This is a genomic window from Firmicutes bacterium HGW-Firmicutes-1 (assembly GCA_002841625.1).
Lineage (GTDB): Bacteria > Bacillota > Clostridia > Lachnospirales > Vallitaleaceae > HGW-1.
This window is the reverse complement of record PHAG01000008.1, coordinates 198874-223652: the sequence shown is the minus strand read 5'-3', so window position 1 is coordinate 223652 and position 24779 is coordinate 198874. Positions and strand designations below refer to the sequence as shown.

Annotated in this window: 19 protein-coding genes; 3 read left to right on the top strand and 16 right to left on the bottom strand. The window is 34.9% G+C overall.

Translation table 11 applies throughout. The features are described 5' to 3' along the window. Positions 1-14 precede the first annotated feature (14 nt). The 5 genes from CVU84_10735 to CVU84_10715 all read right to left on the bottom strand — a co-directional run bounded on the left by CVU84_10735 (position 15) and on the right by CVU84_10715 (position 3640). Positions 15-911, bottom strand: coding sequence for an ATPase (locus CVU84_10735; protein ID PKM94533.1), 897 nt, complete (start codon positions 909-911; stop codon positions 15-17). Next, complete coding sequence (locus CVU84_10730) at positions 889-1746, bottom strand: ATPase (protein ID PKM94532.1); 858 nt, start codon at positions 1744-1746, stop codon at positions 889-891. Before CVU84_10730 ends, CVU84_10735 begins: the two co-directional genes overlap by 23 nt. 1 nt (position 1747) lies before the next feature. Beyond that, complete coding sequence (locus CVU84_10725) at positions 1748-2116, bottom strand: dinitrogenase iron-molybdenum cofactor biosynthesis protein (GenBank protein PKM94531.1); 369 nt, start codon at positions 2114-2116, stop codon at positions 1748-1750. A 60-nt stretch (positions 2117-2176) separates the two neighbouring features. Then, entirely contained in the window at positions 2177-2437 is a 261-nt protein-coding gene (locus tag CVU84_10720) for a hypothetical protein (GenBank protein ID PKM94530.1), read from the bottom strand. 372 nt (positions 2438-2809) lie between these two features. After that, positions 2810-3640, bottom strand: coding sequence for a sodium:proton antiporter (locus tag CVU84_10715; GenBank protein PKM94529.1), 831 nt, complete (start codon positions 3638-3640; stop codon positions 2810-2812). A 188-nt stretch (positions 3641-3828) separates the two neighbouring features. Between CVU84_10715 and cooS the strand changes: the two genes are divergently transcribed. Continuing rightward, a complete protein-coding gene (gene cooS, locus CVU84_10710; GenBank protein PKM94528.1) occupies positions 3829-5961 on the top strand; it encodes a carbon-monoxide dehydrogenase catalytic subunit in 2133 nt (710 codons plus the stop codon). A 51-nt stretch (positions 5962-6012) separates the two neighbouring features. Here the strand turns inward: cooS and CVU84_10705 are convergent, their stop codons facing one another. The 5 genes from CVU84_10705 to CVU84_10685 form a co-directional block, all read right to left on the bottom strand. After that, positions 6013-6462 (bottom strand): transcriptional repressor, encoded by a 450-nt coding sequence (locus CVU84_10705; GenBank protein ID PKM94527.1) that lies wholly within the window; start codon positions 6460-6462, stop codon positions 6013-6015. An 8-nt stretch (positions 6463-6470) separates the two neighbouring features. Next, complete coding sequence (locus tag CVU84_10700; GenBank protein PKM94597.1) at positions 6471-7412, bottom strand: ABC transporter substrate-binding protein; 942 nt, start codon at positions 7410-7412, stop codon at positions 6471-6473. 159 nt (positions 7413-7571) lie between these two features. Continuing rightward, positions 7572-8633 (bottom strand): two-component system response regulator, encoded by a 1062-nt coding sequence (locus CVU84_10695; protein ID PKM94526.1) that lies wholly within the window; start codon positions 8631-8633, stop codon positions 7572-7574. Positions 8634-8760: 127 nt separating this feature from the next. Beyond that, on the bottom strand, positions 8761-11262 hold the full coding sequence (locus tag CVU84_10690) for a hypothetical protein (protein PKM94525.1): 2502 nt from the start codon (positions 11260-11262) through the stop codon (positions 8761-8763). A gap of 356 nt (positions 11263-11618) precedes the next feature. Then, positions 11619-13055, bottom strand: coding sequence for a hypothetical protein (locus CVU84_10685; protein ID PKM94524.1), 1437 nt, complete (start codon positions 13053-13055; stop codon positions 11619-11621). A gap of 300 nt (positions 13056-13355) precedes the next feature. On the opposite strand from CVU84_10685, the gene CVU84_10680 reads away from it, so the two are divergent. Together CVU84_10680 and CVU84_10675 are read left to right on the top strand one after the other, a co-directional pair. Then, positions 13356-13772: a nucleoside-diphosphate kinase gene (locus tag CVU84_10680; GenBank protein ID PKM94523.1), complete on the top strand. Its 417-nt coding sequence runs from the start codon at positions 13356-13358 to the stop codon at positions 13770-13772. Between the two features lie 419 nt (positions 13773-14191). After that, positions 14192-16663 (top strand): hypothetical protein, encoded by a 2472-nt coding sequence (locus tag CVU84_10675; GenBank protein ID PKM94522.1) that lies wholly within the window; start codon positions 14192-14194, stop codon positions 16661-16663. A 306-nt stretch (positions 16664-16969) separates the two neighbouring features. Here the strand turns inward: CVU84_10675 and CVU84_10670 are convergent, their stop codons facing one another. The 6 genes from CVU84_10670 to CVU84_10645 all read right to left on the bottom strand — a co-directional run bounded on the left by CVU84_10670 (position 16970) and on the right by CVU84_10645 (position 24762). Then, positions 16970-18724, bottom strand: coding sequence for a multifunctional 2',3'-cyclic-nucleotide 2'-phosphodiesterase/5'-nucleotidase/3'-nucleotidase (locus CVU84_10670; GenBank protein PKM94521.1), 1755 nt, complete (start codon positions 18722-18724; stop codon positions 16970-16972). A 156-nt stretch (positions 18725-18880) separates the two neighbouring features. Next, positions 18881-20194, bottom strand: coding sequence for an HlyC/CorC family transporter (locus tag CVU84_10665; GenBank protein PKM94520.1), 1314 nt, complete (start codon positions 20192-20194; stop codon positions 18881-18883). Between the two features lie 269 nt (positions 20195-20463). Beyond that, positions 20464-21762, bottom strand: a complete 1299-nt coding sequence (locus CVU84_10660) for a uracil permease (GenBank protein ID PKM94519.1) — start codon at positions 21760-21762, stop codon at positions 20464-20466. Positions 21763-21968: 206 nt separating this feature from the next. Beyond that, positions 21969-22808: a metal ABC transporter permease gene (locus CVU84_10655; protein PKM94518.1), complete on the bottom strand. Its 840-nt coding sequence runs from the start codon at positions 22806-22808 to the stop codon at positions 21969-21971. Beyond that, positions 22802-23581 carry a zinc ABC transporter ATP-binding protein gene (locus CVU84_10650; protein ID PKM94517.1) on the bottom strand — a complete coding sequence of 260 codons (780 nt, stop codon included), beginning with the start codon at positions 23579-23581 and terminating at the stop codon, positions 22802-22804. The genes CVU84_10655 and CVU84_10650 overlap by 7 nt, the downstream gene beginning before the upstream one ends. Positions 23582-23643: 62 nt before the next feature. Next, positions 23644-24762 carry an AI-2E family transporter gene (locus CVU84_10645; GenBank protein ID PKM94516.1) on the bottom strand — a complete coding sequence of 373 codons (1119 nt, stop codon included), beginning with the start codon at positions 24760-24762 and terminating at the stop codon, positions 23644-23646. Between the last annotated feature and the right edge of the window lie 17 nt (positions 24763-24779).

Sequence of the window (24779 nt, the reverse complement as noted above, 5' to 3'; positions counted from 1 at the left end):
TCTTGTAACATGCCTCAATCAACATTACCCTCTTTAGTTACACTAAGATTTTCATCCATTAATACTGCAATTGTTCTATCAAAAACCTCTCTTGCTGCATGCCCTGCCGTGCAATCTATTTCAACGATGCTATGACCCTTATTAATTGCTTGTACAGCATTTGAATCAAATGGTATCCTTCCACAAAAAGGCAACTTATGTTTTTCACAGAACAATTCAATTCTTTTTGTGTTTTCTATATTCGTATCATACTTATTAATGCAAACAGCTATTTTTGTTTGGAATTTCCCCGCAGTTTTTATAATTCGTTCCATATCACTTATTCCTGAAACTGACGGTTCTGCTACGATTAAAACCATATCAACACCACTTAATGATGCTATAACAGGACATCCTATACCCGGAGATCCATCAATAATTGTAAGCTCTGTCTTAATAGCTACTGACTTCAACTGCTTTTTCACCTCTGTGACCAACATCCCTGATGTGCCACTACCCATTTTAAGCTGTGCTGTGGAAAATACCTTATCTTTTACATAAAGCACTAACTCTCCTGCAATTGCAGGCTTTAGAGCCACAGCTCCTACTGGGCAAATAGCTTCACAGACACCGCAACCCTCACAGGAAAAGCAATCCACCATATAATTATCCTCAACCTTAATTGCGTCAAACCGACAATTTTGTCTACATAAATCACATTGATTACATAAATCTGTATCTATTTCAGCTTTGGACATTCCATAATAATCTATTTTTTGTGCTTGTGATAACTGTTTCATGACAAGATGTAAATTAGGTGCATCCACATCGCAATCAGCATATGCTTTGGCATTAGAAAGCTTAATAAAGGCACTAGCAATCGTAGTTTTACCCGTACCACCTTTTCCGCTAAGGATTAACAATTGTTTCATGCTGCACCTCCTTAGTCACTGTATCAAGCAAGTAAGAGAAAAGATCCATATACTTTTTATCAACTCTAACAGAAACCAAAGCATTAGAATTAAGTGTGCCAAGTTCTTCATCAAAAGGTATCTTTCCTAAAATTTTTATATCCTTTTCTATACAAAATTTTTCAGCAGGGTTTTCTCCCTCGATACACTTATTAAGCACTACCCCATGGGGCTTCTTAAACAATTTCACTAAATCATAGACCATATTAAGGTTATGAACACCAAACAATGTTGGCTCAGCTACCAAAATACAATAATCCGCATCCTTAATGCTTTCCATAACAATGCAAGCACTTCCAGGAGGGCAATCAATAAAGGTGATATCTTTACCTACTGGCATATCATTTAAAAGCTTCTTTATAATTGGTGTACCAGATGCTTCTCCAGTATTTAAAATACCTGTAACAATTTTAATTTGTTTAGAAACACCTCTTTGTATTACGCCAATTGTCTTTTCCTTCTCTGACAAAGCGTTCTCTGGACAAAGCAGTACACATCCACCACAGGAATGACAAACCTCATCGAAAATGATCAGGCCATTATGAATATAGGCTAAGGCATTAAATTTACAAAAGTCAATACATTGACGACAGCCCTTACAAAGCTGTTTATCAACAAACGGAATTTTAATTGAAATTTCTTCTGACTTTATATTATACGGCTTGAAAAACAGATGTCCATTAGGCTCTTCTACATCACAGTCAATATATGTGGCATTCTTTGCTGCTGCAGCCAAATTTACAGATACTAAGGTTTTACCTGTGCCACCCTTACCACTTAGCACAGCTATCTTCATATTATTTTCCTCCATGATTATGGAATCCAGCATGTATATCTTCAAGAAAAGCTAACTTACCGTAACTAAAAGCATCAATATTATCCTGAATAGAATCATTCATCGTCCTATATATTTCTATACTTTCGGCTTTAATTACCCCCGCAGCATTCTCTCCACAGCGTGGTGTTAGTAAGGCACTTACTTTGTTATCTACAATGGCTTGTGCTGCCTTAATCCCTGCACCACCTTGGCTAGCCGCTGCGCTGTTATCTAGAAATACGCTTTCTTTTGATTGGGTATCATAAATTAGAAAATACGGTGTGCGTCCAAAAGATTGGCATACACTCGATTCCATGGATTTATCCTCTACCGGTATTGCAATTTTCATTGTTGTCCTCCTTTTGTCATAGTACTTATTTTATTTGTGCTCTCTTTATGTGTGCTCTGACTAATTACCTAATCTCTTACTTATAGCCTCAACCCTCTTTTTAAGCAAATCCATATCCTCTGTGAGCATCTCTTTTTCATGAGTTGAATCTGCAAAGAAATTCCTACCAAAACCTCGTCTGCAGCCAAAACCTACTCCCAGTCCTAATGCAAGACCTAATCCGGCACCATATTTTCCATTAATTGTTCTTCCACATACTCCTAAGCCTCTTCCACTCATTACTCCTAGTCCCAAAGGACCTGTTCCATCTCTTCTAGGCATGTTGAACCTCCTTATTAATTATTGGCATATACCCTTTACATAAACTATTATACCCCATTATGAACATATGTCAATAACTAATTTGCAAAAAATAATGTTTCCTGATTTTAATTATCAATTAACGAAACAGAGATAAACGCATTTTTTCTAGATTAATACGAAAGGCAGTAAGTGTTCATTTTTCACCAGACCGTCCGAAGGGTAAGGCCAGAAAAATGAACACTTACTGCCAATAGTAAATACACTTATCAGAAAAAATGCTTTTGTCGACAGTCTGCTCACCAACTATAACTGGTGTTTATGCACAATAACCGATTAAAGTCAAATGCACTCCAATCGGTCATCGTATACCTCTATGTATTTCACATAATCCTAGCGGTCAACTGCTTTAATAATCTTCTCAACAATAGGCCCAAATAATGAATCAATAACTTCTGACTCACTTTCCTCTAGCTCAGCTGATAGCTTAGCTACTTCCTTCATCATCGGAAGCTCTCCTAAAAGCTCAAGCTGCAAACCATAGAGCAATTGATCACTATTTCCCTCTCCAAATAATGAAATGCGTTTTCCACAATCTGGACATGATATATAACTCATATTTTCAATCACCCCAAGTACTGGAATTTCTAGTGTCCTAGCCATATTTACGGCTTTTGATACAATCATTGAAACCATATCTTGTGGTAATGTAACCATAATTACACCATCTAATAAAATAGATTGCATTACTGTAAGTGCAACATCTGAGGTGCCTGGTGGCATATCAATCACAAGATAATCTAAATCTCCCCAAAACACATCTGTATAGAACTGCTTAACAACGTTAGATACTGCTGGTCCTCTCCATATCACTGGGCTATTTTCTTCTTCAATCAAAAAATTCAATGACATGGTGCGAATACCCTCACTAGATTCAACTGGCAAAATATATTCCTCTGAATTAAGTGCTCTTTCTTCCTGTAACCCTAATAATCTAGGTACACTTGGTCCAGTGATATCCGCATCTAAAATACCTACTTGATATCCCATCTTTTTTAATTGCTTTGCTATCGATACGGCAACAGTTGATTTACCAACCCCACCTTTTCCACTCATTACACCTATTGTTTTTTTAATATTACTAAATGAATTACTCACTACCTGACATTTTTCTTTGTCTCTTGTGCAGCTTTCATTAGCTGAACAACTTGTACATTCTGACATTAGTTTTACTCCTTAATGATTTTTATTTTTGGCATATGCTTTTTATTATAATACACCTTTGCCATAGTTATTGTCAAATACCCAAATCAAACTTTTATCATGCTACCTTTATTGTGCTCCGTTCTAGTAGAATATTATTCCAACAAATTGGAAATTCTAAAGTAAAATACAGATTTTAGGAGGTACCAATGTCCGATAAAGAAATAAAAAAATCCTTTGAAAATAGTTCGGAGCGTATGAGTGGTAGCAAGTCTACTTTTGGCTCAAAGCTTACCACTGAAGATTCTAACGACCCAAACACCCACCCAGGTCTTAATGGTGATCACAAAATTGATTATGAGAATATCGAAAAAATGCCAGATATGAAGGAAGTTCATAAATGGCAACGAAAACATATCCAAAAGCATGATCAATCAAAAAAAGGGTATCCCCTTAATGTCATTATCGACCCTGCAATGCGTGAAATGTATCAAGTTGTTCACGAAGCTGGGTTGACAAATGTATTCGATAGGTTTAAAGAACAACAGCCTATTCAATGTCAATTTTGCATCGAAGGTTTATCCTGTCAATTATGCGCCAATGGTCCTTGCCGTATCAATAAAAAAGCTCCTCGTGGTACCTGTGGTGTAGATGCGCACACTATGGTAGCAAGAAACTTTATGTATCGTCACGTTACCATTGGAACAGCCGCTAATATATTTCACTGTCATCAAGCTGCAAGAACTCTAAAAGCTGCAGGTGAGCACCCTGAAAGCGGCCTGAAAATTCGCGATCCTGAAAAGTTGAAAAAATATGCAGATATGGCTGGACTTGATGCCAATCAACCCATTGAGGCCCTTGCCATTCAATTTGCTGATTGGGTGATAAATGATATACATGCCCCCTACCATATTCCTTCTAAGTTAGTAGAGGCCTTTGCGCCAACTCAGCGTAAAGAGCTATGGAATAAACTTGGTCTTTTTCCCGGTGGTGGCTACAGTGAAATTGCATATGCTCAAACAAGGTGTATGACCAATTTCTCCTCTGATCCTGTTGACTTCTTACTCAACAGTGTTCGCTTAGGTGTTGCAAATGAATATCAAGGCTTATTATTACTTGACCTAATTCAAGAAATGCTTATGGGCACACAGGAGATTGCTCATAAACAACAAAATATGGGTTTGTTAAAGAACAATATGGTAAATATCATTACAAATGGTCATATGCCATTATTGGCTCATGTAGCCATTGAATTGGCATCCACAGATGAATGGCAACAAAAAGCACATGCTCTAGGTGCTGATGGCATTCAAATATTAGGACATGTATGTGAAGGTCAGCAATTAATGAATTATGAAGGCACCCATAACCAAAAAGGATATGCCGGTCAAGAAGGAGAATGGTTGTCTCAAGAATATGTATTGGCAACAGGTGTCATTGATTTATTTATGTTCGATTACAACTGTACTGTACCAACAATGCCCTTATATGCAAAGCGTTTTGGCACAAAGTTGTTAAGTACTCATCCTGTTATTAAGCTCCAAGGCACGGAAACCTTAGATTTTATACCTGAGAAAATGAAAGAGCAAGCAGAAAAAGCTTTAAACATGGCTTTAGATGCGTTTAAGCAAAGAAAAAGTGAAAATCGAAAAGCTTATATACCCCCTCATGTTTCAGATTGTATGATTGGATTCAGTACTGAATCTATAAAAAAAGCATTGGGTGGTAGCTTCGATCCTCTAATAGAACAAATTGTAAATGGCAATATTCGTGGCATTGCAACTATCGTGGGCTGTACAACTGCACGATATGGTCAAGGAGGCAGCAATGTATTCAAAATTACCCAAGGTCTCATTAAAAATAACATCCTAGTCCTTTCCGGCGGTTGTACCTCTTCTGTTATGGAATATACAGGCCTAACTCAACCAGAGGCAGCAGATGAATGTGGCGAAGGCCTAAAATCTGTTTGCAAACAGCTGGGCATTCCTCCCGTACTTTCCTATGGCGCCTGTGTAGATATTGGTAAAATGACTCATACTGCAAAAGAATTAGCAGATGTCCTCAATGTAGATACCAATAAATTGCCCCTTGTAATCGGTGCCCCAGAATATTTAGAACAAAAAGCTGTAGCCGATGCTTGCACCGCCATCGCTTTAGGTTGGCTTGTTCATATTGCTCCTGTTCCTTCAATCACTGGTAGTGATGTTGTTGTAAAAACCCTTACTGAGACTACCGAATCCCTAGGTCTTGGAAAAGTAGTTGTCGAGTTGGATGCCGAGAAAACAATTCAAATTTACGTGGATCATATAGAGAAAAAACGCAAGGAATTAGATCTAATATAGCTCATACAATAAAAAATGTGCCTCTTTAGGCACTTTTTTATTGTTATATCTTCAGATTTTATTCTCTTCAACTCTTTCATGTTTCTGACATTCTTTACAATTTCCATATATTTCAAACTTATGCCCTGTAATTTCAAATTCTAATTTATCCTTCAGATTCTTTTCAATCTCAATAAATGGACATTCATCAATAAATATAATTTTATGACATCCAATACATATTACATGATGTCGATGTTCCATAGTATTGAATTCATATCGTGCTTTTCCATCATCAATACTATTAGATTTAATCACTAACCCTTTAGACTCAAACACTTCAACGGTCCTATAAACAGTTGATAAACACGTAGCTTCAGAACTTCCCTTTAATAACAAAAAAATTTCCTCTGCAGTTAATGGCTTTTGAGTTTTTTCAAAAACCTCAAGGATAAGCTCCCTATGGCGAGTATTTTTCAAGCCTTTATCCAATAAAATTTCTTTACTCGTGTTTTTCATCATCATCATCCTTATCGTAATGCTTGCTTTAAAGCCTCAAGATTCTCTCTCATCACTGAGAAATACTCTTTTCCAGCTGCAATATCTGCTTCCTTAAGTCCCTCTAATGGGCTTAATACTGCTGTCTGTGCTCCAATTTCCTCTGCTATGGTTTCTGCAACCTTTGGGCTCACCATCTCTTCAAAGAAAATAACTTTTATATCTTTTTCTTTAGCAAATTCTATAATTTCAGCCATTCTAGATGGTGAAGGTTCTGCATCAGCATTGAGACCTTCTATTGGAATTTGATTCAAATCAAATGCATCACATAAATAACCATAAGCTTGGTGTGCTACTATAATATCCCTATGCTCAAAAGCTGATAATGTAGAAGTAAACTCTTCAAAAAGCTCATCTAATTCTTCAGCATAATCCGTATAATTATTTTCATAAAATTCCTTATTTGAAGGATCCGCTAAAACAAAGGCTTCCTTAATAGCTTCCATTTGTTGCTTTGCTAACATTGGATTTAACCACACATGAGGATCATATTTCAACTCTTCATCGTCTTTTTCCTTAAGATCCTCTTCATGATCATCAATCCCTTCAAGAAGTTTCAATCCTTTCGCGGTTTCAACTACAACCAATCTTTCACTATCTACTGACTCTAATACTTTTCCCACCCAATGTTCCATTCCAGCTCCATTATATATAAAAACATCTGCCTTTTCAAGCTTAACAATATCATTTGGACTTGGCTCCCAATCATGGGGCTCCATTCCTGTGGGAACAAGATTAATTAAGTTGATTTTGTCTCCCCCAATCTTATTTGCAAAATCATGCATTGCATAAAAGCTTGTATATACCGTAATTTTACCATTCTCAAATATTTCTTCATTCTCAACCTTTGAACCACATCCACTTACCATCACTAAAACTAGTACCAATACAATACTATTCATTAACCTGTTAATTTTTTTGTTTTTCATATAAAAACCTCCTTGAATTATATGCAAATCATTCTCATTTGCATTATATAATACATAAAATTCATTTGCAAGCAATATTTGCAATAGTTTTTACGTTATACCCATTTAATCCAAGATACATACCTCTTAAATAATTTCCCTTTGCTATTCCAAATATTTGTTTTTTATTTCGATAAAATTGGATAAATTTTGCAAAAATAACGTTGTTAATTGAGGATCAAAAAACACACCACTGTTCTTTTTTATTTCTTCAACAACTTCAACAAATGGCCATGCATGTTTATAAGGTCTTACTGACAATAGTGCATCAAATACATCACATAAAGTTGTTATTCTGCTTTCTATTGGTATTTCTTCCCCTTTCAGTTGTGATGGATAGCCGGTTCCATCCCATTTTTCATGATGTGTTAAAGCTATGATTTCAGCCAACTGCATAATCTCTGATTTACTTCCTGACAAGATCTGGGCGCCTTTAATCGTATGTTGTTTCATGATCTCCCATTCCTCCTTTGTCAGCTTACCAGGTTTCAATAATATATGATCAGGAATTCCTACTTTTCCGATATCATGCATCATGCTTGCGTGAAGTAGCTTTTCGCAGTCACTTTTTGAAAAACCATTTAATTTTCCAAGCTCTCTAGCATAGTAGCCAATTCGCGAAATATGAAATCCCGTTGAATCGTCACGAAATTCAGCAGCTCTCAATAACCTTTGGATGATTTCGAGTTGCATATCTTTGAGTTCTCTAGTTCTTTCCTCCACTTTTCTTTCAAGTGAATGATTTTGATCTATAATGCTATTATGGAGAATTTTTATTTGTAGTAAGTTTTTTATTCTTGTTATTGCCTCCGCTTGATCAAAGGGTTTACTGATAAATTCTCTGGCTCCAAGTTCCAATGCTCTCATTTTAGTCTGTCTATCATTTTCAGCTGTAATCATGATAACAGGTAAGTATTCGTCTTCTTTTATTAGATTAAGCTGTTCAAGAACTTGAAATCCGTCCAAATAAGGCATTTTTAAATCCAACAAAATAAGGTCGGGTTTTTCCTTTAAATAGAAAGCAACGACTTCTCGTGAATCAGTTGTTGAAATGATATTTGTAAAATCGTTCATTTCTAGCATTCTTCTAAAGGATGATATATTTGCTTCATCATCATCAACAATTAATATTTTAGAATCTACTTCATTGTAATTGTTTCCATTCATTCTCTTGTGTCCTTTCTCGAATACGCTACTTGATTAATGACATCTTACCACATATCTTGCGCTTTCTGTAGTTCCAAATGCACAAAAAAACAAACGGGCTTTCACCCGTTTATCTTTCCTACTTTTATTATCTTAATTTCACACGTATTGCATCCCAAAAATTTGAGTTCTCAAGGCCTAATCTCCAAATACCTATTCCTTTTAACTCCTTTGAATTCACAAGATCTAACTTATAAGGAATGGTATCACCATCTTCAAACCAAACGGTATGTGCAACGCCATTCACCGTGTATTTAAAATACTTGGACTTTGTAACATTATCAAAATAAATAGTCGCACCATACTGATTTGCTAAATTATAACATCCGTTGATTGAATATGCCTTTGTAGCACCGCTAGACCAATCATATCCATAAGCTGCTAATCCTAAAATGATCTTTTCTTTCGGAACTACTGTCAACGTATAATCAACAACACTTTTTACCCAATCTATCGAAGCGACTGCGCCAGGGGTTCCGCCTGGATAATGTTCATCATATGCCATAATCATCAGATAATCCGAGTACATAGCTAGAGACTTATAATCAAAAGCATAATTCCAGGTTGCAGTAGAGGAATCATATGTTTTGGCTTGGACGGCTACAGACACACTGTATCCTAGAGGCTTCAACGCACCATAGACTTCACTCATAAATGTGGTAAATTGATCTCTACAAGAAGCTGGTATGTTTTCTATGTCGATATCAACACCTTTATAATGATTCGTTTGAAGCAAATAAATAATGTTATTCTTTAAATTCAATCTATTTTCTGGACTTTGAAGTAACAGCTTGGCAATATTTGAGTCAAAGCTATTGCTTACCATTAGCTTCGTACTAATATTATTGTTATTCGCATATGTAATTTGATCAGCAGGTGCTGTACCTGTTAAATTACCAAGTGCGTCTACCGTATAAGTTGCCGTTATTATTTCATTTAAAGTATTCACATTAGATACCATTGAATTATAGGAGCTTTTATCTGTTGTACCATATTTAACCGTATAACCTACTACCATCTTTATAATGTTTTCAACTGAATAATTGGCTTCCTCACTCCAATTTCCTAGATTATCAGAGGCTTTTGCATAGACCATAGTATTCCCTGTAAGATCAATTGGAACTATATAATTTGTCCAAATACCATTCAAACCTAGTTTATACTGTCTAATTAATGAATCCTCACTAAAGAGAATGGTCACTTTTACTGGTTCATAGGTATTTGCTATAGTTGAAACCATAATGATAGGCGTAGTAGGTCCACTGTGATCAATATTATTGATTTCATATTGAATTTCTGGTGTCCAATTTCCAACTGAATCAGCTGCTTTCGCATATACAATATCGTTCGTATTCAATACGATGGGACCTGTATATTCCGCCCATACTCCAGATGCTCCGATCTTGTAAACCTTAGTACTGGATTCTTCACTATAATCAATCGTCACCGTAACACTTTCACTCGTTAACTCCATTGAAGTTGCAGTAATAATCGGATAAATCGGTGGTGTTTTGTCGATATTATTCACTACGTAGTTCACTTCTGATGACCAGTTACCAGCTACGTCGGAGGATCTAGCACTCACAATCCCATTTGAACTTAATATAATAGGTCCACTATATTCAAACCATGCTTGTGTATCCCCAATTTTAAATTGTTTTACAACTGAATCTATGTCATAGAGAATGCTCAGTTCCACATCTTGATTGGTTAATTCCGTTGAAGAAGCAGAAAAATCCGGGCTGTTTGGGGTTTCCTTATCTATGTTCGTTATTTCAGTACTAACTTCCATAGTCCAGTTTCCAGCTGCATCACTAGCTTTGGCATGAATAGTAGTATTTGTGCTTATTGTTAAGGGTGATACATAATCATTCCATTGTTCTGAGCTTCCGATTCTATATTTTTTATATTCTGAATCATTACTATACTGAATGTCTACAGTAATATCTTGATTGGTATAATTACTATTAGAAATATTAAAACTTGGTAATGTGGGTTCCGACTTATCAATATTACTAATCGAATAGGATGAAATTGAAGTCCAGTTTCCTACAGCGTCAGATGCCTTTGCATAAATTGTATCATTGGATTCTAATACAATTGGGGAGTTATAGCTTGTCCATAAACCACTACTGCCTATTTTGTATTGTTTTACTGTTGAATCTGAACTAAAGCTAATGGTAACGCTAACATTTTGATTTGTTAATTGTAAAGAAGAAAAAGAAAATGTTGGACTTAACGGAGATGTCTTGTCGATATTAGAAACCGTCACACCACCTAAATTTGACCATTGACCCTTACTATTTTGATACCTTGCAATAACATACGCATTAGATGTTAAAATAATTGGTGAGGAATATGTGATCCAAGTGCCATTAGTACCAATCTTGTACTGTTTAACCACTGCAGTTGAAGGAAAATAGATGGTTACTGTTACATTACCGTTAGTTGGCGTCATTGGAGAATATCCAAGGGTTGGTGCCGAAGGGGTGGTGGTTACTTTACTCTTTGCAGAAAAGATATTAACTGAACTAGCAACTAAAAGACTTACTACGAGCAGAATAATGAGGGTTCTTTCAAGTCTTCTCATATTTCAATCTCCTTTTGAATATGGGTTTTTTTAGCTAAGTTCTGAAATCAAAATACCTTGTAAATTCTTGTCGATAAAGGTTATTATCATGTTAACAATAATTAGGTGTTATGTCAACCATTTACAGTGAACATATATGATTATGTGGGCTAGGTATAAAGGCGCAGGAACACTATAAAATCAGCTACTTATCGTTAAATATCTGCCGCTTTTGCAATACATATGCGGAGCTTTCCTAAATAAAAAAAAACAACCCTCGGGTTGCCCTATAAAACCAGTGTTCATGTTACAAAACCTCCGCATTCGCTACGGTTTCCTATCCGAATGCAAGCATCGCCTGCACATCAGTTAAATTACTAATAAATATTAAGTCGAATAATACCATCCTTCATTTCTACATTACCACCAAATTGCTCTGTTATAAATCGAAGTGGTACAAAGGTTCTCCCTTTTCTTAAAACAGCTGGACATTCTAGTTTGTACTCAACTCCGTTAACCGTTGCTATATCACTATCTACTTTTAGTTTAATTGTGATATCACCTTTAACCGCCGTAATCGTGCTATCACTTGCCCAACTTACAGAAGCTCCAAGTGTCTCGAAAATTTTTCTCATTGGTACTAAGGTTCTATTAGAAGATGCTTCTATATATGGATCTTTATCAAAGTAAATTTCTTTACCATTAAGCTGCAATCTTACGGGAGCATTTTTCAACTGGGTAATGACCACTGCATTACTCAGATCTCTACCCGGTTTATAAAGATAAGTATCATTATATAACAACCCCGATGATGCTCCACCATCTAAACACATAGCATCAGTAAGGCCAAGTTTTTTTGCTATTTCTGCCATTTCATTCACTGTAACACCATCTACAACTCCAATAACCAATTGATTTTTATTGGTAATACCGATAAAGCTTCGTGTTGCTTTTGAAACAGTTATTTTCTCTTCAGTAAAGCCTTCTTTTTTAGCATTTACTGCAATCTTAGAATCTTTTAGCAAAAGTGGGCCCGCACCTACTCCGCTTCGTATATTATTCCATGATAACGGTTGGTCGGTTGTAGCACCGTCGTAATCATTTTCATTATAGGTGATTTTATAATCTGCGCTATACCCTACCTGGAATTTAGATATTTGCGAGTTATCTCCTGTTACCAACACAAACCCTTCTGATGGAATATTCACTTGCCCAGAAGAAATCTTTGTCACAATATGATTATCTACCACAATTGAGGTCATTTTATGAACAGGCGTTTTCGTTCCATACTCAGGAGTAAAAATGACACTGGAACTACTTTCTGTAAATATTTGATTGATATTCCAGGCATACCAATTATTTGGCCACACCCAACTATCATTAATGCTCCCCTCAATTTTTATAGATAATGGTACAATTGAAAAATCATTGCCTCCATCTATTCCAAATACAGTTCCGGAATTCGTTACATGTAAAACTTCTCCTTCTGAAATCAATGTTCCACTTGGTTGCATATCACTGTACGCGTTAAAATATGTGCCATTAATCGCTGCAAGCACCTTTGTCTGATCATCTTTTGCCAAGTTCGCAATGTCCTTTAAGGAATCAGTTGTGCCTACTTTATTATTTGCACATACAATATCTAATCTAATCGTTGGATCATTCAAATCGATCCAAACCGTTTTAACCGTTTTCTTTCCGCCAGAATATTCAACTGTCATATCTTTTGAAATAGAGCTCGCTGCAAAGGATGAAGTTGTAATTGTCAGAATAAATAGTACACAAGCCACTAAAATAGATACTCGTCTTTTCATATTGTCTCCTAATCATTGATTACCTCTGGTAATATCTTATATTGTAACATGTCAAATGATAAAATTACAATAAATATAACAACCAGATCCCCTTTTCCTTGAAGCACTTATCTATTAGTGCTATAATAAAAATAAATTTGATGAATTGTATCATGAGTTCTGCTGATAATACTATTAGAAGAGTGGCTTTTCTGAATTAAAATTCTTTTTTCCAGCTGCCGCTTATTCAATTGCTTAAGCAGAGCTTTCCTAGTATAAAAGCAAAGACTTCATAAAATTCAATGAAAGGCGCGTGATTCAATGCAAAGAACCTTAGTTATTATTAAGCCTGAAGCAGTGATCAAAAAGTTAGTTGGAAAAATCATTTCATGTTATGAGGATAATCGCTTAGATATTATTCACGCACATAGATGTTTACCTACAAAGGAAGTTTTAGGAAAACATTATGCAGCTCACCAATCCAGAGATTTTTATGATGAATTGGTCGATTTTATGTCCTCCTCTGAAGTAGTTGTATTGGTATTAGAAGGTGTAGATGTAGTCAACATTGTTAGAGAAATTAACGGTTCAACAAATCCAAACAAAGCTAGACCTGGAACGATAAGATATATGTATGGAGAAACTGTTCAAGCAAATGCTGTCCATGGTTCGGAATCTGTTGAGGCCGCAATCAATGAAATTGAAATATGGAAGGACTTAATTAGGTTCGACTCTTGATATATTCGTAACCGAATGGAAGAAGTCCCCCACTTTTAAGTGGGGGACTTCTTCCATTCGGTTAAAATAAGATTAAACGACCAATCTCTTCATTTCAGCGGTATCATCTAAAATTTCAACAATATCCGGAATAGTAGCAAGTTGCTTTATAAATGCACATATACCAAGAAAATTCTATACTTTTTTTAATGTTGGCCTATATTTCAGATATTTGTTAATCTTTGATAAATCTAAGACCCCATTACATATCGTTAATTTGATAGCAGAGCTACTAGAAATCAAACAATTGCCATCTTTCTTTTGAAGTGATATACTAAAATAGTTATAATATTAATTAAATATTAAGGTTAAAACAATTTCTATGGAAAATGGTAAAATTTGATTCAAATAATATCAACTTTAGGAAAGGTGATTTAACTATGAGTAATACACAGACAGGCAAATATTCCACCTCAAAGGACGAGATGCTCTTCCTAGAAGGACAAAAATTACAGTCACTCAACATATTATTAAAGGGTAAAATAGATGTATATCTTTCTCTTCATGACGAACTTGTAAATAGAAATGAAAAGAACAACTTAAAAAATAGCTTAAGAGTTTTTTCAATAGATCAGAATATCTTCATTGGCGCTACTGAATTATTTCTAAATGGAGAATTTTCTTATAGTTATCGTACCGCAGAAGATTCTAGTCTATTAGCGTATGCCGTAAACGGAGTAAATCAATTCACCGAACTTCTCCATTCTCAAATAGAATATTCTTCATTGACCATTAACTCCATAACCTCCTTGATGAGTCATTCTTATAATGCACTATTAAACGTAGAAGAATGGATGAAAACACTGAGTATTTTATCTGATAACCTTTCAATGTTTATTTGGGCATTAAAAGATAAATACAACCTATCTCATATGCCTTCATCCCTATATTTAACTGAAGCACAAGAAAAATACAAGCAGCTTAAAAGCGCAGGCCAAATACCAATGCAGTTTACATCACAGTTCTTGGAGGAAGAAATCCCAGAGCTTACTGATTTGGATTATGTTGCTATAGATGAAGTAATTGAAGGCAAACTCGAATACTATAAACACATCATTTCTCTTCCCCTTCAGCTGAGAAAGAATTTCTTCAGTGCAGATGAATACATATCCCAGTACCACTTTAATGATGCTGCACATAACTTTGAAAAAATCAAATTTAACCTGAAGGATGCAATGTTATTATGTATAAAGTGTTTTGACAGAGTATACTTAGAAGGTGAAAAGAGCATATTTTCCGAACTGATATCCCTCATTAATGAGGTGAAAAAATACAATCAGGATACTACAGAATTTTTTCAAATACTCGATTATTTGGTAAAAAAAATAATGGATATTGCCATAGCTTTTCAAGATGATTATCATTATGCCCTAAACGTAGATATTCAACATATGATTAATATAAGTAATCAGCTACAAATTAACTCTGATTCTATCTCAATAGATCCCGATGTTTCTGATACGATGGATCTCAAAAACATTCCTGACGAATTGGTTGATAGTGCAGAAAAGATTCTACGATACTCTGGCTTATCAAATGAAAAAACCGATCTGTTGCGAAATAATCTGGAAGCCTTTAGATCATTAAAAGATAAACTTACTACAGATGTTACCGAAAGAAGTATAACGAGTATTGTTACCCCCTTATTCTTCGAATTGTATGAGTTGGTTTATAAAAAAGTTACCTCTGAAAAAAACGAGTCCCGATTATTTCAAATGTTTCTAACCTATGGGTATTTGGATGAGAAACTCCTTACAACTGAACAAGTTCTCTCACTTTACAAATTAGTGGACAAATCAGCTTATGATAGTCCTTGTACCACTTACAATATGCATGAATGGCTCTATCAAATACATTCCATGCAAAGAGACCCTTCTACGAATGAATTTGACCAAGACTACTTCGACGTATTTAGAGAAATGAAAAAAAAAGGCGAGGTATCTGATAATGACAAGGTCAAATATAGCAATGATACAAATGCTCGTCTGAATTTTGAAATAATGAATATGTTCAAAACAAATCAAAGACTATGTTATGGTCAGGTAAATACTTATTTTCCAATTCTCCATAGTGATATGATTACAAGAGATTTATCCAAGGCTCATGTTACTAAGGAATTGGTTGGTGAAATCATAGGTAAAATTCTAGAAGTTGATTTCTCCGCTTTTCATCGAGAAATTTTTTATAAAAATCCTAAGCTCAGTATTGAAAAAGAAATTATATCAAAAGCTGTAGCGCCAGACATTATACTGATGCCTACCTTTGGTTTTAGAGGTAGCATGTGGCAGGATATTTCAGGTAGGGTTCGTAGTACTCCTGGTCGAATTATACTTCCTATTTTTACAAGTGAGAATTTAGAGGACATGCTCCTTAAAATGATTGGAAACTTCCGTTGGGAACTATGTAGAACTATGATGGGAACCGCCTGGAATGATGTTACCATATCGTCTCTCACCTCAGAGTACATGGATTACATTCAGTTTTACAAAAAAAACAAAGATTTGTCAGAAGAAGCAAAAGATAAGCTTAGATCACAAATCCAAAGACACAATAGTCAAATGAGAGAGATCTTTACTGCAGATTATGAAATTTGGATTAAACATGAATTCAAGGGCAATGTCCGACTTAACAAGGTTGCTAGAAGCATCCTATATAAGCATTGTCCATTTAGCAAGCCTATTCGTGAAAAGCTTCAAAAGCAACCTATTTTTAATGATGTTGCAACACCATTCAATGCAAATAGAATCAAACATGCTGGTGTACTAGAGAGACGTTACAACAAACTTCTAGACAACAACATTTCCAAAGACGCGGTGCTTGAAGAAAATCTAAATCTTTACAAGGAATTGTAGTCAATTTTCAAAAGTGTATTTTGAAATAGGAAGCATATCAACTTATAAAATCAAAAAGAGAAAATTGTCGACAATTTAATCAATTATAAATTAACGAAACAGAGACAAAAGCATTTTTTCTTACAGCTTAATAAAAACGGCAGTAAATGTTCATTTTTCGCCTGACCGGCCGAAGGGTAAGGCCAGAAAAATGAACACTTACTGCCAATAATGAATACACCTACCAAGAAAAAATGCTTTTGTCGACTGTCTAATGTAAAAACAGGGAAGGTTATAAAAAACCTTCTCTGTCATAATATATTTCTTTTATTTAACTGGTATTAACAACACTTGCTTAGGATAAATCAAATTATAATTTTTCAACTTGTTATACTCTCCTAATTCCTTAAAAGTCATATTATACTTTTTAGCAATCTTCCAAAGCATATCATTGGGTTGAACAATATAAATGATTTCCGTTGTATCTTTTATTGTACCACTTGTGTCTTTATCAGGTTTTACTACTGGTGCTTTTATCGTAACGTAATCAACCACAGCAGCAGAAACATTAACTTCCTTTTTCACCTTATCAACAAGCATATCTCTAATAGGTATAAAGGTATCAACAACATTGGTTGCTCCAGTAAAATCATACCCATCCCCACCAGTGATCATAAAATCATTCGTAACTACTTTATAGGTTTTATTCATATCAAGTACTTTTCCATCTTTCAAAGTAATCTTTGTCACTTTTGAACCATATGTAAGTGTTGGATCATACTCAACCTTTAATCCACTAAATGATCCATAACCAGCTGTCGGTAAATCTATTCCATGTTCAACTGTTTTTAAAATATCTGAGCCTTTCATATCCATAGTAACTAATGTATTGTCAAAAGGCATCACGGTATACATAAGGCCATATGTAATGTCACCTGCTGGAATTTCTGTTCTTAAGCCACCACCATTTTGAAAAGCTATCTGCGAATCTGTTGCTTCTGCCATAGCTTCACATACCCATTTACCAAGTACACTAACATTTATTTTATTGTCATGGGTAAATGTTCCTTTTGCAACTCCTAGTTTTTCATCAAGAATTGGACTAAGCTTCGTATTCCATTTGTCATAGGTTGCTTTTGCTGTTTCATCTGCAGTAAGTGCTTCCTTAGCCTTACCGTAATCTAAAACTTTAGGAACTACACTTTTTATAGTCTTATCAGCATTAAGTGTAATGGTTAATTGTCCCAGTGCTCTACCCTGCTTATTGGCTTGGACGATAGCTACACCATTTATATAACCTACAACCGAGGTATGTGTATGTCCTGTAACAATTCCATCTAAACCTTTTGTATTGTTAGAAAGATTTTCAATATCTGTTCCAGTTACAGCTACCGTTGTATCTGTTCCATTATCTTTTTGTTCAGCACCTAAGTGCGTTACTGCAATAATAATCTCTGGTTTACCTTCAGAGGCTTTTCCTGCTTCTAGGTAATCAATCCATTCTTGAGCCGCTTTGGCAGGATCTCTAAATTCTAAGTTTGCAACATGCTCGGCTTTTGTTTTTGTTAAGGTTTCTGGTGTTGCAATACCAATTAACCCAATTTTCACTCCGTCTATTGTAATCACTTTATATGGTTTCGCCCATGTAACGGGCTTCCCAGTAGTTTTATCATATATATTTGATGCAAGGAAATCATAACCTCCGTCAGTAGACCATTTTTCGAAATTACCGATACCCCAATCAAATTCATGGTTACCAACTGCTGACGCAGTGACATCTAATTGTTTCATCAATTCATTAACTGGTTCTCCGTGGGTTAGATTGCTTATTGCAGTTCCTTGGAAATTATCTCCTGCAGATACTACAATTGTGTTAGGGTTTTCTTTCTTAATAGCATTTACTGCTGCTACCATTTTTGCCCAGCCCAAATCTTTACTCCCTTCTGCTAATGATCCATGTAAATCATTAAACGAAATGATTTGAATTGTCTTATCCCCGTCTGCAGCATAGCTTGTTACGAGCATAGAAAACATCATAGATAGTGTTAGTAAAAGTGCTACAAGTTGTTTCATTTTCTTCATTTTCTCCGTACCTCCATAAATTTTTTTATATGCTTATTATCATATGTTACGTAGTTGATAAGCATTGTTATAATTATACCATAGGACGGAGGTTTTGAGTGTTAAAAAAAGGAAAATATTATCCAAAAATAAAGATAACTTTTCCTCAAAAATGCTTTATATTTTACACACCTTAACCTTTGATATTCTCTTTTCATCTACTTCTTCAACCTTAAAGATTAAGCCGTTATATTCTACAATTGGATTATCATCTTTACAAGGAATTCTGCCTAATTGACCAATTAAGAAGCCACTAATCGTTTCGTACTCTTCAATTGGAAGAGGAATTTCTAAATAATCTTCAACAAGATCTAAGCTTGTAGTTCCATTTATAAAAAATGTATTGTCGTCTAATTTCTCAATTTCTTTTTCTTCATCATCATCTTCATCAAAAATATTGCCTACAATCTCTTCAAGCAAATCTTCTAACGTAACAATGCCAGCTGTTCCACCATATTCATCAACAATAATTGCTAAATGCGTCTTGTTTCTTTGAAGTTCCTTAAATAATTCATCAGTTCTTTTTGAGGAATGGACAAAATAAGGTTCTCTTATTATATTCTGTAAAGAAAAGTTTTCTTTATGAGCCGCATCTGTCATCACTTCTATAAGTGTTTTTGAATGCAATACTCCAATAATGCAGTCAATATTATCCTGATAGACGGGTATCCTTGAATACTTTTCTCTATTAATAAAGGCAATCACTTCATCTAGACTTGCACTTATGGGAAGCGCCTCAATTTCTGTTCTATGTGTCATAATATCAGTCACTTGCTTATTATTAAATTCAAAAATATTATTTATCATGAATTTTTCAATTTCATGAATATTGCCTTTTTCCTGACCAACATCAATCATCATTCGAATTTCTTCTTCTGTTACATTTTCATCGTCTTCATTTGGATCAACACCAAACAATCTTACGAAAAAGTTAGTCGAGTACGTAAGCAACTTTACAAATGGTGAGGTTACAATTGAAAGAAAATTTAACGGTCCAACAGCAATCATAGAAATCTTCTCTGCCTTTTTCATTGCTAACCTTTTGGGAACCAATTCTCCAAATACAAGCGTGAAATAGGATAACACTAATGTAATCAATATTACAGAAATCGTCTTAAGCACAGAATCCGAAATAGACACTCCTGTACCCTTTAATAGTTGAACCAACCTTCCTGAAAAGTTTTCAGCTGCAAATGCACTTGCAAGAAACCCTGCAATCGTTATACCTATTTGAATGGTAGCCAAAAATTCACTTGGTTCACTCAGCAAATGTTTAAGAAGCTTTGCCTTTTTATGGCCATCATCAGCCATTATTTTTATTCTATTATCATTTAAAGATATCAATGCCATTTCTGAACCTGCGAAAAAAGCATTAACCAATATTAGTACTAATAAAAACATAATATCCGTAATCAAACTCTTATCCTCCATTTAAGAACCAGTTAATCATAACTATGTATACTTTTTCGTTATTTGTCCATCTTACTATATTCTATCTCTAAATGTCAATAATACTCAATTACTTATACCGAATGTTTCTAAAGAAGTCAATGTTACAAAACTTCCGCATTCCATTCGGCAAAAAAACCCATCCTATGAGAAATGCACCCCTTGGTTATAAACACAAGTATACTACAGTGTCTAACTTTTAGAGTTATTTCGCATATGATGGGTTTATAAAATCACAATAAATACTTTACTTAATTATCATTCGTAAGCTTTAATTTATCAAAGGTATAAATCATAAGGCTCAATAACATACCTACGATAGTAGCCAATACCATACCTTTTAATTCTACACTTCCAATTTTAATTGCTACTTGGCTAATACCAACAATTAATATAACTGAGGTAAGAATTAGGTTTTTTGAGTTACTGTAGTCAACCTTTGCTTCAACAATCATTCTAATACCAGATGCAGCAATAACACCAAAAAGCAATATACAAATGCCTCCCATAACCGGAACTGGGATACTAGAAATGGCACCTGAAAGATTTCCAAAAAAGGCAAGAATGATAGAGATAATACCTGCACCACCAATTACCCAAACACTATATACCTTCGTAATTGCCATAACACCCATGTTCTCACCATAAGTCGTCGTTGGAACTGAACCAGCAAAACCTGATATCAAAGAAGATAATCCATCACCAAGAAGAGATCTGTGAAGACCAGGATCCTTAGTAAGATCACGCCCTACAATATTTCCAGTTACAAAAAGATGTCCAATATGTTCAGATATAACAACCAGTGTCGCTGGAATAATAATCATAATTGCAGTTATATCAAAGGTTGGCATTACAAAGTTGGGCATTGTAAGAAGTTGAACCCCTTCTCCTGTTATTTTAGTGAAGTCCACCATACCTAAAAAAGCGGCCAATGTATAACCAGATAATACTCCAAATAAAATTGGGATGATAGAAAAGAATCCTCTAAAAAGCAATGTGCCTAATATTACCACTGCGAGTGTAAACAAGGAAACAATGATGGTTTTTGTATCAAAAATTCCATCACTTGGATTTAAACCAGCCATTCCTGTAGCTGTATGCGCAAGATCAAGACCAATTAAGGCCACGATTGGACCCATTGCCGCTGGCGGTAATACAACATTTAACCAATTTGTTCCTACAACACGTACAATAAGTGCTACACTACAAAAAATGAGGGCAGATACAATAAATCCACCTAATACATTTGAATAATTACCTGTAACATCTGATGAACTTGTAATGATTAAGATTGCAGGTCCGATAAAGGCAAAACTCGATCCAAGAAATGCTGGTGACTTACCTTTACATAAAAAGATGTACAGAAGTGTTCCAATACCATTCATGAGTAATACCAAAGATGGGTCAACAACCTGTGTCTGAGCAGCATCGTTTAAAAGAAATGGTACGAGTACCGAAGCACCAAACATTGCAAAAAGATGTTGAAAACTTAAAGGTAAGCCTTGTAAAAAAGGGACTTTCTCTTCGACTTGAATGACTTTTCTTTGCATGATTTCAATCCTCCATAGTTTTATTATTATCCCAAAAAAAGCTTCCCATGCTAATAAAGCGGGAAGTAAGGATATACGTTTAATTTAATTTGATCACGGACTACACTTGTAACCCGTTGCCAATTATATCACAGGTTTTGCCATCAGTCTACAATATAAATGCAAAAAAACAAATAAATTTACGTTGCCTTTCAGTAAATCCTGTTCTAATTAGCATTACCAATAGAGACTCTTTTTAAGAAAATTTTTCTAATGACATTTTTATAAGCAATTACTAGTAACAATACTAAAACACCAACTAAAACTATAGTTCCGCCTGGTTTTAACCCACCATAATAGGAAACGTATAGACCCATCATGGTGCAAAAAATTGCAATCAAGATTGAATATATCATTGTTTGTTTATAACTCCTTGCAAATTGCATTGCCGTTGCAACCGGTAAAACCATGAGCGAAGAAATAACAAGTGCACCTACTGTTCTAGCTGATATAGATATGGTAATTGCCGTTAACAGAGTAAATATAAAATCCACAACCTTAATAGGTACTCCTGCAAGTCTAGCAGACTCTTCATCAAAGGTCACATAAAACAATTCCTTATATAATAACAACACCGCTAACATAACAATACTGCTTAAACCAAGCACAATATAGAGCTCAAAATCTGTTATTGCAACTATACTCCCAAAAAGAAAGCTATTAAAACTGGCACTATTTTTAACAAAGCCTGATAATACACCCGCAAATCCAATACCCGTAGACATAATGACAGCTATGGCTATTTCTGCATATTGTGGGAAGGCCTTGCGGATACGTTCTATACCAAAGGCAGCTGTTACTGAAAATATGACTGCTCCGATGATAGGATTAAACCCAAATGCTAAGCCTGCAGCTACTCCCGCTAACGAGTTATGAGACAGCGAATCTCCAATCATAGAAAGTCTTTTTAATACTACAATCATACCTATACATGGTGTGATTACTGCAATTAATAATCCTACCAAAAAAGCCTTTTGCATAAATGCATATTGAAATATATCTAGCATGATTTCACCTCACTCTTCGTACATTTATCACAGTTATGCGCATGTAAGTTTACATCATACCCATAAAATTCTGAGACAAAATCACTTGTCATGCCTTCCTTTGGATTATGTTCAAACATTCCATTTTCGCCTAAGCATATGAGCCGATTTGCATGAATTGTAATAGCTCCAATATCATGGGTCACCATAATAACAGTCAAGCCAAGTTCTTGATTGATGCGAGCTAATAAGCAGTATAAGGCTTCCTCTGCCTTTAAATCAATTCCAACTGTCGGTTCATCTAAAATGAGTATTTCCGGATCACCGACCAATACCCTTGCCAAGAATACCCTTTGTTGTTGACCTCCCGACAAGCTACCAATAAGACTTTTTCTATACTCCTGCATTCCTACCTTTTCTAAAGCATTGAAAACCATTTCCTTATGCTTCTTTTGTGGTAGCTTAAAGGGCCCTATTTGATAGTATAGATTCGCAAGTACCACCTCTTCAACCGTAGCTGGGAAGCTTCCATTGAAAGAGTTGGCCTTTTGAGATATATAGCCTACCTTATTCCAGGATTTTAAGTTTTGAATGTTTTCACCAAACAGTTTTATCTCTCCGCTCCATGGATCTAATATTCTAAGCATCATTTTAATTAAGGTGCTTTTACCTGACCCATTTGCACCAATAATTCCTAAGAAATCGCCTTTCTTAACAGTAAAATTAATGTCCTTTAAGACCAATGAATTATGATATCCAAAATTTAAATTGTTTACTTCTACTAAGTTCTTCATATGTTTTCCTCTTCACAAATATCCTCTATTGTGTACCTAGCGCTAGGTTGCTTATTATTGTATTATGATTCAGAATTATTTTCCTCAAGTCTATTATGAACCGCTTCTTTCATAAGCTGATAAATCACGGATGCCGTTGGCACACCTAAAACCATGCCTAGAACTCCGAAAAGACCACCACCAATGATGATTGCGAGTAATACCCAAAGGGCTGGGAGACCAATAGACTCACCAACAACCTTAGGGTAAATTAAGTTACCTTCGATTTGTTGTATCACAACAAAGTAAAGCAAAAACCATGCAGCCTGCATCGGTTCTATCATTAACAAAATAAATACTGAGGGAATTAACCCAATAATTGGACCTACAATAGGTATTAGACCCATCACGGCTATAATTACACTTATTAAAAGTGGATAATCAAACCCAAATATTAACATTCCAACAAAAAACATGATTCCTAATATTAAGGCCTCGGTAAACTGTCCACCTACGAAACTTGTAAACGTATTGATCACCAATTTAGCCACCTTTATAATTCTAATAGCCGCTTTTTTAGGTGCATAGGCGATTAACACATCAGAAAATTGTCTTTTTAATCTATCTTTATCTGCTAATAAATAGATTGATATAATAAATCCTATTATGATATTAACGATTGAACGTACAAATCCTGTTGTAAAATCAAAAATTTGTGGGAAAATTCCAGTAACAAAACCAGATGCCATATCAGGAACTTGTGCAAGTGCTGAGTCAATATTTATTGAAAGTGTATCTAATTTCAAAAATTCCTTGATCTTATTTGCAAAATTTTCTAGATTCGCACCATAGTCTCCAAGGTTATTATATAATATCTCAATGCTGTCTGAAAGTTGAGGTAATAGAAACGTGATTATACCGCTTACTATTACAAAAAACAAGATATATACTGTGGCAATAGAGAAAAGCTTCGATAACTTTTTAAGCTTTCTATTTCTTATCATCGTATTGTACTTTTTCAAAAAGAAAGTATACGGTCTATTCAGTATAAAAGCTATAGCAATACCAATAAACAAAGGTACAAGCGTCATAATGAAGTTAGTCAAAAAACCAATTAATATATCCGCCTTTACGATTACCAGAACGAGAAAAATAAAATATGTTATTAGAAACATACAACTCTTAATTAATTTTTTATTCATATCAATCTCCTATCTTT